This window comes from Bradyrhizobium canariense (assembly GCF_019402665.1).
Taxonomy (GTDB): domain Bacteria; phylum Pseudomonadota; class Alphaproteobacteria; order Rhizobiales; family Xanthobacteraceae; genus Bradyrhizobium; species Bradyrhizobium canariense.
The window spans coordinates 17,925-30,776 of record NZ_VSST01000042.1 but is presented as its reverse complement, the minus strand read 5'-3'; the positions used below and the strand labels follow the sequence as shown (position 1 = coordinate 30,776).

The window sequence follows — 12,852 nt, the reverse complement described above, 5'->3', positions numbered from 1 at the left end:
GACGTAGTGTGAACTGGCTCTGGCAGATCTTCGATCCCGCTACGATCGGGGCATTCTTCACCCAGTTCCGCGTTGAGATGGCCGAACCGACCTTCTGGGTCGCGGTCGGCAAGATCATCTGGATCAACATCCTCTTGTCCGGCGACAATGCGCTGGTGATCGCGCTCGCCTGCCGCGGCCTCAAGCCGCGGCATCGGCTGTGGGGCATGATCCTGGGTGCCGGCGCCGCGGTGGTGCTGCGGATCATCTTCACGGGCATCGTCGCGAGCCTGATGGAGCTGCCGTACCTCAAGCTGGTCGGCGGTCTTGCGCTGATCGTGATTGCGGCAAAGCTGCTGGTGCCGGAACAGGAGGACGAGGACGGCGTGGAGTCGGCTTCGCATCTGTGGCAGGCCGTGCAAATCGTCGTCGTCGCCGACATCGTCATGAGCCTGGACAACGTCATTGCGGTGGCCGCGGCCGCCAATGGCAGCGCGCCCTTGCTGGTGCTCGGTCTTGCTATCAGCGTGCCCTTGATCGTCGCCGGTGCGGCGCTGATCATGGCGCTGCTCGCAAAGCTGCCGGTTCTGGTGTGGGCCGGCGCGGCGCTGCTCGGCTGGATTGCGGGCGAGGTGATCGCTACCGATCCCGGCATCGCGCCGAGGCTGCACACGCTGTCCGACGGTCCGTTCGGCGCCTCGCTCGACAACGTGCTCAGCGCCTTGCGCATCCCGCCGCAATTCGCCCATGGCGGCGGAGGCGGCGAATATCTGTGCGCAGCTCTCGGCGTAGTCGTCGTGCTGGCCGTCGGCTCCATCTGGCGCCGGCGCAGCATGAGCGCGGCCGCGCTGGAATCCTCCGAGCGCCACGCCAAGGCCTCGGCGGAATAGGCTTATCTTTCGAGCATAATCTTTTCGGAAAAGCGCTTCAGGCTTTTCCGGATCATGCGCTAGCGCCGCACGATCGAGCCGGCGCGGTTGATCAGGCGGGCGAGCGCGCGGAAGCGGCTGCCGACGCGATCCGCGACGAGATCGCCGAGGCGGTGCTCGAACACCAGCAACAGCTTGCGGCCCACGCTGCGGAAATGCGTCGCGGGCAAGACGCCCGGACGCGCCGCCGAGATCAGATGCGCAACGCGGAAGGCCGCGCCGAGTAGGCGGGCGCGTTCGAGTTGCGCCGGCGTCAGCAGCTCCTGCATGGCGACCGGCGGCTGGTTCTCCTCGCTGAGCCCCGCATAGCGATAGAACACGGACAGGCCGACGAAGGCGCGCTCGGTGTGGGTGATCGCGCCGAAATTGCCGTTGACGACGAGGCTCAGCGTCTGCTCGCCGCGATGATCGGGATGCACCCGCCAGCCGATGTCGGACAACAGGCACGCGGCGTGGCGCAGACGGCGGTCCTCCTCGGTCTCGCGCAGCTTCACCACGCGCGCGAGGCGGTCGGTCCAGGCGATCAACTCGCGCGCGTGCTTTGCCGAACGAGACAGCAGCTGGTTCAGCTCCTCGGCCGCGCAGATCAGTCCGTCCTTGTTGCGTTCGGACTCCGGCAGCTTCTCGTGCAGCAGGCCCTCGCGCACGCCGAAGGTCGAGAACACGATGGTCTTCGGCTTCGCCACCCGGATGATGTGCTCGAGCACCAGTGCCGCATAGGTGAGGAGCGGGCGCCGGGCGTCGGCGACGATCTCGATGTCTGCAAGCATGCCGGCGGCCGCAAGCCGGCGGAGACGTCGGGAAAAATCGAGCGCCTCGGCAGCCGAAATCGAATAGCCGTGCATCACCTGGAGCGGGTAGCCGCTCTGGATGATGTGGATGCGCGCCAGCGCGCGCCAGGTACCGCCGACGGCGTAGAAGCTGCGGCCGCTCCCGGCCTTGAGCTGCGGCACCCCGTCGAGCGCTTCGCGCACGATGCGGTCGGCGCGTTTCAGGGATTTATGCGCGAGGTCCTGCAGCGCGAGGCCGCCGAGTGGCAGCGTCACGCCGCTGCGCACCGTGTTTTTGCGCACGTCGATCAGTTCGAGCGAGCCGCCGCCGAGGTCTCCGACGATGCCGTCGGGATGATGGATGCCGGAGATCACGCCAAGCGCCGACAGCCGCGCCTCGCGCGGGCCCGACAGGATCTCGATCTTCACCGCGCAGATGCGCTCGGCTTTCGCGATGAAGTCGGGGCCGTTGGAGGCGTCGCGGCAAGCGGCGGTCGCAATCGCAAACACCCGCCCGACCTGCATCACCCGGCACAGCGCACGGAAGCGCTTGAGCGAGGTCAGTGCCTTGTCGACGGCGTCGGGCGCTAGCAGGCCCGTGCTCTGCACCTCGCGCCCGAGCCCGCACAGCGTCTTCTCGTTGAAGATCGGAATCAGGCTCCGCGTCAGTCCCTCGTAGACGACGAGACGGACCGAGTTGGAGCCGATGTCGATGACCGCGACGCTCGAGCCGCGCTTGCGCGGCCGCTTCACGTCGACGATCCCGGATCAGGATTGATGACGTTCATTACGGCGCGTGAGGCGGCGCGGCGAGGATTCCTTGAGCGACTTACCACGGCCAGACAGACTCGGATTGGTCATGAAGTAGTTGTGGACGTTGAAAGGCTCCTCGCCCTTCGCGGTCTTCATACGCGTTGAGGACCCGTCCGGCAACAATTGCCAGCTCTGTTCATTGTCCTTGAGATTGGCGACCATGATCTGTTCGAGAACCTGCTGATGCACCGTGGGATTTTGCAGCGGACACAGCACCTCGACGCGGCGGTCGAGATTGCGCGGCATCATGTCGGCCGAGGAGATATACACAGCCGCTTTCGCGCTCGGCAGGCCCTGGCCCATGCCGAAGCAGTAAATTCGGCCGTGTTCGAGGAATCGTCCGATGATCGACTTGACGCGGATGTTCTCCGACAGGCCGGGAATGCCGGGCCGCAGGCAGCAGATACCGCGCACCACAAGCTCGACCTGCACGCCGGCCTGTGAGGCCTCGTAGAGCGCGTCGATAATGTCGGGGTCGACCAGCGCGTTCATCTTCATCCAGACCGCACCGGGCCGGCCGTGGCGCGCATGCGCGGTCTCGCCCTGGATGTGCTCGATGATGCGCTTGCGCAAGGTCAGCGGCGAGACCGCCATCTTTTCAAGATCGCTCGGCGCGGCATAGCCGGTGATGAAGTTGAACACGCGGGCGGCATCGCGGCCGATGGTCGGGTCCGAGGTGAAGTAGGAGAGGTCGGTGTAGATGCGCGCGGTCACCGGGTGGTAATTGCCGGTGCCGGTGTGGACGTAAGTCGTGAGGCTGCCGCCCTCGCGGCGCACCACCATCGACAATTTCGCGTGGGTCTTCAGTTCGAGGAAGCCATAGACGACCTGCACGCCGGCGCGCTCGAGGTCGCGTGCCCAGCGGATGTTGGCCTCCTCGTCGAAGCGGGCCTTCAGCTCGATCAGCGCGGTGACGGATTTGCCGGCTTCTGCAGCTTCCACGAGCGCGCGCACGATCGGCGAGTTGCTCGAGGTGCGGTAGAGCGTCTGCTTGATGGCGACGACGTCGGGGTCGCGCGTCGCCTGCTGGAGAAACTGCACCACGACGTCGAAGGATTCATAGGGGTGATGAACGACGAGATCCTTCTGCCGGATCGCAGCGAAGATGTCGCCGCCTTGCTCGCGCACGCGCTCGGGATGGCGGGGCACGTAAGGGGTGAATTCCAGATCGGGCCGGTCGAGGCGGGTGAGCTGCGAGAGCTCGTTCATGGCGAGCACGCCATCGACCAGGAACACCTCGTCGTCGGCGGTCGACAGCGCGTGCTGTACGAAGCTGCGCAGCTGCTCCGGCATCTTGGCATCGATCTCGAGCCGGATCACCGAGCCGCGGCGGCGGCGCTTCAGCGCGGTCTCGAACAAGCGGACGAGATCCTCGGCCTCTTCCTCGATTTCGAGTTCGGAGTCGCGGATGACACGGAAGGCGCCCTGGCCGTGAAGATTGTAGCCGGGGAACAGGCGGTTGATGAATAGCGCGGTGGCCTGCTCCAGCGAGATCAGCCGGACTATCTTGCCCTCGGCCGGCAGGCGGATGAAGCGGTCGATCTTGCCGGGCATGCGGATCAGCGCGTTCATCTGCTTGCCGTCGGCGGCGCGCGTGAGCTGGAGCGCGATGGTGAAGCCGAGGCTCGGAATGAACGGGAAGGGGTGGGCCGGGTCGATCGCGAGCGGTGTCAGCAGCGGGAACACGTTACTGAGGAAGTAGTCCTCGACCCAGGTTCGTTCCGCTTTGGTGACTTCCTTGCCCTCGACCAGCACGATGCCCTCGTCGGCGAGCGTGCCGCGCAGGTCGCGCCAGATTGCCTGCTGGTCGGAGGCAAGCTGCGAAACGGTCCGGTTGATGAGCGCGAGCTGCTCGGACGGCGTCAGACCGTCGGGGCTGCGCTCGGCAATGCCCTCGCGCACCTGGGCCTTGATGCCGGCGACGCGGACCATGAAGAACTCGTCGAGGTTATTCGCTGAAATCGACAGGAATCGCACCCGCTCCAGCATGGGGTGGCTGGGATTGACCGATTCCTCCAGGACGCGGCGGTTGAAGTGCAGCCAGGAGAGCTCGCGATTGATGAACCGCTCGGGGCTCGATGCGATCGCCGGCGGGCCTTCGGCTTCCGGGGCTTTTTCTTTAACTTCAACAGCTTGCGCAGAGTCCATCAGAAGTCGATCCATCCAGTTCGCCCCAATTTGCGACTTACGCGCAAAACCCGCGGGAGCATGTGTTAGAGCGATGACGTTTCGATGACATTGATGTTCCGCGGCCCGGCCGCGTCAAGCCGCCTTGGTCAGACATCCCGGAGCAGCTCGGCCGCCAGGGCCCGGGTGACGGGGCGGCCGAGGCGCAGGGCCTCGCTGTCCAGCAGGTCCACAGCCCGTCGGGCGGCGGCCGAGGACCGCTCCAGGCGAGTGGCGAGGTAGCTGACCACGCTCTCGTCCATGGCGAGCTGGCGGTCGGCGCAGAATTTGACGATCAGGCCGCGGAAGAGCTGGTCGTCAGGCGGCAGCAGCGAGATAACGGGGACAGCGCGGAGCCGCGAGCGCAGGTCGGCGAGCTCGATCTCGAGAGAGGCGGGCGCCTCGCGTCCGGTGAAGAGGACGTAGGCGCCGTCCTCGCGGGCCAGATTCATCAGATGGAACAGGGCGCGCTCATCGAATCCCCTCGCCTTGGGATCCTCGACCACCAGCGCGCCGGTGGCGAGCGCAGCCGGGACGGCTTCGGCGGTCAGCCCATTGGCCGTGGTCGAGCGGGCGCCTGAGGCCTCGGCCCAGATCGCGGCGAGATGGCTCTTGCCGCTTCCTTCCGGGCCGGCCAGCCACATGATCCGGTTCGGCCATTCCGGCCAGGCGTCGATGAGGGCAAGTCCGGCGGCGTTGACGGGGCCTTCGAGGAAATTGTCCCGGCTCAGGCTCTCCGCATGCGGTAGCGAAAACGCCAATTGTCGGGGATGAACGCGGCCTGGCACGCTTGCTTTGCTCCGTGCCGGCATATGCCGGCTTGGTTTGAAGAGATGCGACTTAATCGAACGGGAGTTGGCCTTTGCGGGGCCGCTTCCCAACTCATTTGGCCTCGATCGTGCTGCTACTTGGCCTCGATCGTGCTCATGTGCCGCAACCACTCGACGAGATAGAGCGACACGGAGGAGAGCGTGAAGATCGTGACGAGGCCCATCAGGATTATATCATAAGGACCGGCTTTGAAGCCGAAGGCGAGGGCGGCCAGTACCAGCGCTGCGAACGCCACCTGGGCCACAGTGTTGAGCTTGGATACCTTCGAGGGCTTCATCTCCACAGGGCGGTCGAACAGCCACGATATGATCACGGCGGCGACGATCATGATGTCGCGCGAGACCACCAGGATGACGATCCAGCGCGGAATCGCGCCCCAGATGCCCAAGGCCATGTAGATCGAGACCAGCAGCGCCTTGTCGGCGAGCGGGTCGAGCAAGGCGCCGAGCTCGCTCGTCATGTTGAAGCGCTTGGCAAGGAAGCCGTCGACCGCGTCGCTGATACCGGCGATCAGGAAGACGGCGAACGCCACCTCCATTTGGCTCGACACGATGGCCCAGACGATGATCGGGACCAGCATGATGCGGCCCAAAGTAATGATGTTCGGTATACTCACACGGCGCTTCCCGGCACCCGGCCTGACCTCGAATTCGGCCCTTTGCAGGCTGAACCGGTTGATATCTCTACATAGTATACGGCGGCGCGCCATGCGAGCCATTGCGCGTCCCCGGAATTCGACGTAACCAGCCGCAAACCCACTGGAAATCGGGCATGACCGACCGCAAAAACGGCCTCACTTACGCCGATTCAGGCGTCGATATCGATGCGGGCAACCGCTTGGTCGACCTGATCAAGCCGATGGTGCGCGCCACCGCACGGCCCGGCGCCGACGCCGAAATCGGGGGATTCGGCGGCCTATTCGATCTCAAGGCCGCCGGTTTCAAGGATCCCATCCTGGTGGCCGCGACCGATGGCGTCGGCACCAAGCTCAAGATCGCGATCGAGACCGGCCTGCATGGCGGGATCGGCATCGACCTCGTCGCCATGAGCGTCAACGACCTCGTGGTGCAGGGCGCCGAGCCGCTGTTCTTCCTGGACTATTTTGCCTGCGGCAAGCTCGATCCGGAGGCGACCGCGTCGATTGTCGCCGGCGTCGCCGAAGGCTGCCGCGAATCCGGCTGCGCCCTGATCGGCGGCGAGACGGCCGAGATGCCCGGCCTCTACAAGGACGGCGACTACGACCTCGGCGGCTTTGCCGTCGGCGCCGCCGAGCGGGGCACGCTCCTGCCGCGCAAGGACATCGCCGCCGGCGATGCCGTGATCGGGCTCGCTTCGTCGGGCGTGCACTCCAACGGTTTCTCGCTGGTGCGCAAGATCGTGGAACAATCCGGCCTCGGCTTCGGGGCGCAGGCGCCGTTTGCGCCCGTCATGACGCTCGGCGGCGCGTTGCTGACGCCGACGCGTCTCTACGTCAAATCCTGCCTGCGCGCGATCCGCGAGACCGGCGCGGTGAAGGGGCTTGCCCACATCACCGGAGGCGGCTTCACCGACAACATTCCGCGCGTACTGCCGAAGCATCTCGGCGTCGGTATCGATCTGGCGCGCCTGCCAGTGCTGCCGGTGTTCAAATGGCTGGCCGCGCAGGCCGGCATCGCCGAGCTCGAAATGTTGCGGACCTTCAATTGCGGGATCGGCATGATCGCAATCGTCGAGCCGGACAAGGTCGAAGAGGTCGTCGAGGTCTTCGCCGATGCCGGTGAGACCGTGGCACAGCTCGGCACTGTGATCCCGGCTGAGGGCGAGCACCGCGTCGTCTATAACGGCCATCTCGATCTGGCGCTGTGATGAAACGCCGCGTCGCCATCCTGATTTCCGGCCGTGGCTCCAACATGGCTGCGCTGATCAAGGGCGCGGCCGCGCCGGATTTTCCGGCGGAGATTTCGCTCGTCATCTCGAACAAGGCCGATGCGCAGGGGTTGGAAAGGGCCAAAGCGAGCGGCGTGAAGACGCTGGTGATCGAAAGCAAGCCGTTCGGCAAGGACCGCGCCGGCTTCGAGAAGGTGCTGCAAGCAGCGCTCGATCAGCACGGCATCGAGCTGATTTGCCTCGGCGGCTTCATGCGCCTGTTCACGGCCGAATTCACCGAGGCCTGGTACGGGCGGATGCTCAACATCCATCCCTCGCTGCTGCCATCGTTCCCCGGTCTCGACCCGCACGGCCAGGCGTTGCGCGCCGGCGTCAAGCTGTCCGGAGCGACAGTGCACTTCGTGATCCCCGAGACCGACGCCGGTCCAATCGTGATGCAGGGCGCCGTTCCCGTCAGCGACCACGACACGGCGGACACGCTGTCGGAGCGTATCCTCGAAGTCGAGCACCGCATCTATCCCGCAGCACTGAGCCTGCTCGCGACGGGCAAGGTCCGGATCGAGGGCGATGTGTGCAAGACCGCGGGCAGCGGGCCGTCGGAGAACTTTCTGGTTGCGCCGTTGGTGCGGTGAAGCGCCGTCGCACTCGGAATACTTTCATCCCAAACAAAAACCCCCGGCAGAGCCGGGGGCAACGTCATGATCTCTTGCGCAGACCGCGAGAGCAATCAGGAAACCTTGAGGTTCTCCGCGGATGCCTTGCCGCGGTTCTCCACGAGGTCGTATTCAACCACCTGATTTTCATTGAGGGTCGAGAGTCCGGCGCGCTCGACGGCGGAGATGTGGACGAAGACGTCCTTGTCACTGCCGTTCGGCTTGATGAACCCATAGCCCTTGGTCGGGTTGAACCATTTGACGGTGCCCTTTTGCGGCATCCTCAGTCTCCTCCGCTAGATACAAAAACGACGCGGCCGCTTTTCGCGTGCCACGCCACAAACGGGCCTCCGGTAGTCTGTTCGAGTCTTGAGTTTCAATGTCGCGAAACGCACAGTCGAGCGGCCAATTCCGATTGTGTCCGATATTGCAACATGAAAATCGCCCGTTAGCAAGCCGCGCGCGAATTTCAAGAGCCCGACCGGAGTGCCCGTCCGCAATTTGCGACCTGTGGCCGCGGAACCACAATCGGAAGCAATGCCTTTGCCCGGACGCGCCAGCCGGTTGACCCTCAGTAACAGTTCGGCACAAATCGCGGCACGCGTGCGCCGCTCCTGTTGCATTTTTGCGCGCCGCCCTTTGCTTCGGGATTTGTCGCCATGTGCTGCACGTCGCAGCCCTCAGAGACACGGCAGGCGATCAGGCTGAACCGCGTCCGTTGGATCGCGGCTGCCGTGGCGTTTGCGCTCATCATGCTACTGTCGACGACATCAGGCTTTGCGCAAAGTCCGACGCCTACGCCTACGCCTACGCCGACCCCGACGCCCACGCCGTCACCGACGCCGATTCCGATTCCGATTCCGATTCCGATTCCGACGGTGACCAATTACGACCAGTCGGCCGGCAACAGCGCGCTCAATCTCGGCTCGAATTTCCTGGAGCGGCTCGGCAGCCAGGCTTCTGGCGGCGTCAACCGGGCGTTCCGGACCAATCCCGGCGGCGGCGGCGCATCGGCGGGCGCGGAAGATCCGCGCTACCGCACCTGGTTCGAGGGTTACGGCATCTCGGTCCGGACGGATGCACAAGGAGACTTTGTCGGCGACAAGCGGAAGACGTTTGGCGGTGTCGCAGGCCTTGGCGCGCGGCTCGCGCCGGGTGTCAATCTCGGCTTCTCCGTCGACCAGAGCCACACCGACATCGATGTGCCGCTCGCACTTCAGTCCGCCACGCTGGACCTGACGCAACTCGGCTTCAGCGGCTCCGTCGACAAGGGCCCCTGGACCTGGGCGTTCGCGGTGGTGCACGGCTTCGGCAAGGTCCGCTCCAGCCGGGACACCGGCCTGGGACTTGCGACCGCGGGTTATCGCGCCGCAGTCGACGGCGCGCTGACCGAGATCAGCTATTACTGGACCAAGGATCAGATGCGGATCGTGCCCAAGGGTGCACTGGAATATGTCCGCGCCACCAGCGTCGCGTTCCAGGAGGTTGGCGGCCTCGATCCACTCAATGTCGGCTCGACGGCGCTCTCGCGCGCGCGCGTCATGATCGGAGCCGAGATCGGGCGCTACTTCATCTTCGACCAGAAGATCCTGGACCTGTCCGCCTACGGCAAGTTCGTCGACAATTTCCATCAGAACCTGGGATCGGTGCAAGTCAGCCTCGGGAGTCAGAGCATCGTCGTGCCCGGCATCGGCGAGAGCCGTTACGGCACGGATGCCGGCGCCTCGGCCTCGCTCAGCCTGACCAACACGGCGCGGCTCTACGTCAATTACGACGGCAAGTTCCGCAAGGAGCTGACGTCGCACCAGGGCGCGGTCGGCTTCGAACATCGGTGGTGAGGCGAAGCCTGCCCGCGTCGGCCCAGAGGAGGATCCGGAAAACTGCGAAGCGGTTTCCCGAAAAGATCATGCTCAAGCTTTAAGTCGGCATTGCCGCGACATAGCCCGTCAATCCAAAACCCTCGCGCGCGACCGTCATCATCGGCGCCAGCGCGTTCGGGTGGATGAACTCGTCGCGGAAACAGGGGTGGGCCTTGGGATCGAAGATTTTCTTTAGCCAATCGACCACGATCTTGTGGCGCTCGGAGGCGCGGAACTCCTTGTGATAGGTAAGCCAGAGATCGGCGTGGTGGCTGACGCCGAGATCGACGGCGACGAGCGGGGCGCCGAGCGCGATCGAGACCGTCGGCAGGAATCCGATGCCGGCGCCGCGCTCCACCGCGTAGAGCACGCCGACCGAGGAATTGGTCTTGATCCCGACGATGCCCTCGAGCGACTTAAGTCCGAGCACGCGGGCATAAGCGCCGTCGTCGACCTGCGGAGCGCTCTGCTTGATGATGCGGTGGTTCTTCAGCTCGGCCAGGCTCGCCGGCACGCCGTAGAGGTTTTCGTACTCTTTGGACACGAAGGGATAGATGTGCAGCCGGCCGAGCTTGGCGACGATCAGATCGGGATTGGTCGGCGGCTCGAGCTGGATCGCAATATCGGATTCGAGCCGCGCGACGTCGGCCTGTTCCATCGCGCAGCGCAGGTCGACGGTGATCTTGCGATAGGTCTTCTGGAAGTCGATCAGTCGCGGCAGGATCCAGAAATTGCCGGGACCTTCGGTCACCGCGACCCGCACGGTGCCTGACATGTCGTTCGACGATCGCGAGGCTCGCCGGAACACGTTGAAGGCATGACGCTCCATATGCGCCACGTCGGCGATCATCGCGCTGCCTTCGTCGCTGAGCGTGAGCCCGCTCTGGTCGCGCAGGAACAGCTTGCAGTCGATGCTCTCTTCGAGCCGGTCGATCCTGCGCATCAAGGTGGTGGAGGTGAGCCCGAGCTCCTCGGCGGCGTTGCGGAAACTTTTATATTTTGCGCAAGCTAAAAACAGTTTCAAATCGTCCCAGGACATGTCCAGGGCTTCTTCACGGTGCTGCATTATCGCAGCACCCCGGTGCAATAACTGCTGCATACGCCTGATCCCCAGCCGCTAAGCTCTTGGTCATAGCGGGGCACGAAGGCCGCGAACGATAGAGGGGTGACATGGGTATGGAAAGGGGCTCGTTTGCCGCAAGGCATGATTTCGACGCGCTGCCGCTCAGTCCGGATGTCGACGTCCGTCGTGCCCAATTTTCCGAAATCGCCGCGCTTTCGCAGCTGGCGCACCGGCTGGTGCCGGGCGTTCGGATCGGGGCGACTGAGCTTGCAAAATATTTCGCCTTCGATCCCGAGAGCATCCTGACTTTCAGCCGGAAGGGCAAGCTCGTCGGCGGCATGGCCTTCCTGTTTCTCAACGATCGCGGGCATGATGCGCTGCTGCTCGACGAGATCTGCCTCACCGCGCCCGAGACGTGCCATCTCGCGTCCGCGAAGGAAGACGTTTCCGCCATCTACATCTGGGCGATCGCGGCGACGGGGCGTGGCGTCGCCGGTCTCGGCAAGGCCGCGGCTCATCTTAGACAGCTAAGGTTTCGCAACGCGGATTGCTATGCGCAGCCGTCAACCGTGGCCGGACGCGATATCATGAAGGCGACAGGCTTCGAGCCTGTTCCAAGCTTCCAACCCGACCTCTGGTGCTACGAGCGGCCCTGGCATCGGCAGCCGATGCGCATGCCGGGCGCGATCATCCAAGCAAGGAGTTTTGCAGATGCACGGTACTAGGATTCCTCTCGCGAAGCCCGATTCCCGCGCCATCACCATTCGCCTCGCACGCGATCTCAGCGATCTCATGCTGGTCACCTCGATCCGCTCAGCCGTCTATCTCGCCGAGCAGGATTGCCCGTTCGACGAGGAGTTCGACGGGAACGACATGGTCGCCGCGCATTTCATCGGCTATGTCGGCAACGAGCCTGCGGGCTGTCTACGGGTGCGGTTCTTCGGCGATTTCGCCAAGGTGGAACGGCTTGCGGTGCGGCACCAATATCGGCGCTCGCGGGTCTCATTCAAGCTGGTACAGGCGAGCGTCGACTATGTGAAGCGCAAGGGCTTTCGCAAGATCTACGGCCAGGCGCAGGACCGGCTGGTCGATTTCTGGGCTCATTTCGGGGCCAAGCCGCTCGGTCACAATCGCAAGATCACCTTTTCCGACTTCTCCTACACGGAAATGCTGCTGGAGATCGAACCGGGCCCGGATGCCATTACGCTGGACAGCGATCCGTACGTGATCATCCGCCCCGAGGGCGATTGGGACCGGCCGGGCGTGCTCGACGCCTCGGCAGGACGGGCCGTGACGTCGCCGCTGCGGGACGTCGCGCTCGCTGGCCGTTGAAACTGCTGCAGCTGCGCGCAAACCCATGCTGGTTTCCGTCACAGACGATCCGCCGATCCTGGTCTGCGCGGATCTCCAGGTCGAATATCTGACCCCCGGACGTCGCCACGTCATCCTCGACGGCGATGCCGCCACGGCGCGCTGCGTGGAACTGCTGACGCTGTGGCGCGACAATCTCTGGCCGGTGATGCATCTGAAGCGCATCGCGCAGGCGGCCTGGTTCAATCCGGCATCCAGGCTGACCGATTGGATCGCGGAGGCGAAGCCGCGGCCGGGAGAAATGACGTTCGAGCACCCGCTGCCGTCAGCCTACAGTTCGTCGCGGCTTGTGGACTACATGTCCAATATCCGCAATGTCCGTTGCGTGCTCGCTGGCTTTTCCCTCGACGAAACTGTCTTGGCCACCGCTATCGACGGGTTTCACCGCAGCCATCGCTTCCAGGTGGTGGCCGACGCGGTGGCCTGCCGGCAGCCGGGGACAGGCGATGCTGCCGCCTATAAGCATGCAGTAGTGAATGTGATCGGGAATTTTGCTACAATCCAGTCCAGCGCCGAGCTGATCAGAACCAGCGGCGCCGTTGCGGTGTAGGC

13 protein-coding genes are annotated in these 12,852 nt (G+C 64.5%); 7 read left to right on the top strand and 6 right to left on the bottom strand.

Annotated features, from left to right (window positions below; genetic code table 11):
* Positions 1–8: 8 nt before the first annotated feature.
* The gene (locus FXB41_RS21915) at positions 9–869 is read left to right on the top strand and encodes a TerC family protein (protein WP_219683177.1); all 861 of its coding nucleotides are present in this window, start codon (positions 9–11) and stop codon (positions 867–869) included.
* A gap of 59 nt (positions 870–928) precedes the next feature.
* Here FXB41_RS21915 and ppx read toward each other — a convergent pair whose 3' ends face one another.
* The 4 genes from ppx to FXB41_RS21895 all read right to left on the bottom strand — a co-directional run bounded on the left by ppx (position 929) and on the right by FXB41_RS21895 (position 6,104).
* Entirely contained in the window at positions 929–2,431 is a 1,503-nt protein-coding gene (gene ppx / locus FXB41_RS21910) for an exopolyphosphatase (RefSeq protein ID WP_007591950.1), read from the bottom strand.
* Positions 2,432–2,446: 15 nt separating this feature from the next.
* Positions 2,447–4,639, bottom strand: coding sequence for an RNA degradosome polyphosphate kinase (locus FXB41_RS21905; protein ID WP_007591948.1), 2,193 nt, complete (start codon positions 4,637–4,639; stop codon positions 2,447–2,449).
* Positions 4,640–4,767: 128 nt separating this feature from the next.
* Complete coding sequence (locus FXB41_RS21900; protein WP_219683176.1) at positions 4,768–5,445, bottom strand: P-loop NTPase family protein; 678 nt, start codon at positions 5,443–5,445, stop codon at positions 4,768–4,770.
* Positions 5,446–5,561: 116 nt separating this feature from the next.
* On the bottom strand, positions 5,562–6,104 hold the full coding sequence (locus tag FXB41_RS21895) for a CDP-alcohol phosphatidyltransferase family protein (RefSeq protein ID WP_027517558.1): 543 nt from the start codon (positions 6,102–6,104) through the stop codon (positions 5,562–5,564).
* Between the two features lie 155 nt (positions 6,105–6,259).
* Here FXB41_RS21895 and purM point away from each other — a divergent pair, with 155 nt between their 5' ends.
* Together purM and purN are read left to right on the top strand one after the other, a co-directional pair.
* Positions 6,260–7,333 carry a phosphoribosylformylglycinamidine cyclo-ligase gene (gene purM, locus FXB41_RS21890; RefSeq protein ID WP_007591942.1) on the top strand — a complete coding sequence of 358 codons (1,074 nt, stop codon included), beginning with the start codon at positions 6,260–6,262 and terminating at the stop codon, positions 7,331–7,333.
* Positions 7,333–7,986 (top strand): phosphoribosylglycinamide formyltransferase, encoded by a 654-nt coding sequence (gene purN, locus FXB41_RS21885; RefSeq protein ID WP_219683175.1) that lies wholly within the window; start codon positions 7,333–7,335, stop codon positions 7,984–7,986. Before purM ends, purN begins: the two co-directional genes overlap by 1 nt.
* A 95-nt stretch (positions 7,987–8,081) precedes the next feature.
* Here the strand turns inward: purN and FXB41_RS21880 are convergent, their stop codons facing one another.
* Complete coding sequence (locus FXB41_RS21880) at positions 8,082–8,288, bottom strand: cold-shock protein (RefSeq protein WP_007591938.1); 207 nt, start codon at positions 8,286–8,288, stop codon at positions 8,082–8,084.
* A 378-nt stretch (positions 8,289–8,666) separates the two neighbouring features.
* Here FXB41_RS21880 and FXB41_RS21875 point away from each other — a divergent pair, with 378 nt between their 5' ends.
* Positions 8,667–9,845: an autotransporter outer membrane beta-barrel domain-containing protein gene (locus FXB41_RS21875; RefSeq protein WP_219683174.1), complete on the top strand. Its 1,179-nt coding sequence runs from the start codon at positions 8,667–8,669 to the stop codon at positions 9,843–9,845.
* Between the two features lie 79 nt (positions 9,846–9,924).
* Here the strand turns inward: FXB41_RS21875 and FXB41_RS21870 are convergent, their stop codons facing one another.
* Positions 9,925–10,965 (bottom strand): LysR family transcriptional regulator, encoded by a 1,041-nt coding sequence (locus FXB41_RS21870; protein ID WP_219683173.1) that lies wholly within the window; start codon positions 10,963–10,965, stop codon positions 9,925–9,927.
* A gap of 71 nt (positions 10,966–11,036) precedes the next feature.
* Between FXB41_RS21870 and FXB41_RS21865 the strand changes: the two genes are divergently transcribed.
* From FXB41_RS21865 to FXB41_RS21855, 3 genes are read left to right on the top strand one after another with little or no spacing between them, the layout of a single operon-like run.
* Entirely contained in the window at positions 11,037–11,654 is a 618-nt protein-coding gene (locus FXB41_RS21865) for a hypothetical protein (RefSeq protein ID WP_219683172.1), read from the top strand.
* Positions 11,641–12,261 (top strand): GNAT family N-acetyltransferase, encoded by a 621-nt coding sequence (locus FXB41_RS21860; RefSeq protein ID WP_007591919.1) that lies wholly within the window; start codon positions 11,641–11,643, stop codon positions 12,259–12,261. Before FXB41_RS21865 ends, FXB41_RS21860 begins: the two co-directional genes overlap by 14 nt.
* Before the next feature lie 25 nt (positions 12,262–12,286).
* Positions 12,287–12,850: an isochorismatase family protein gene (locus tag FXB41_RS21855; RefSeq protein ID WP_219683171.1), complete on the top strand. Its 564-nt coding sequence runs from the start codon at positions 12,287–12,289 to the stop codon at positions 12,848–12,850.
* Positions 12,851–12,852: the final 2 nt, after the last annotated feature.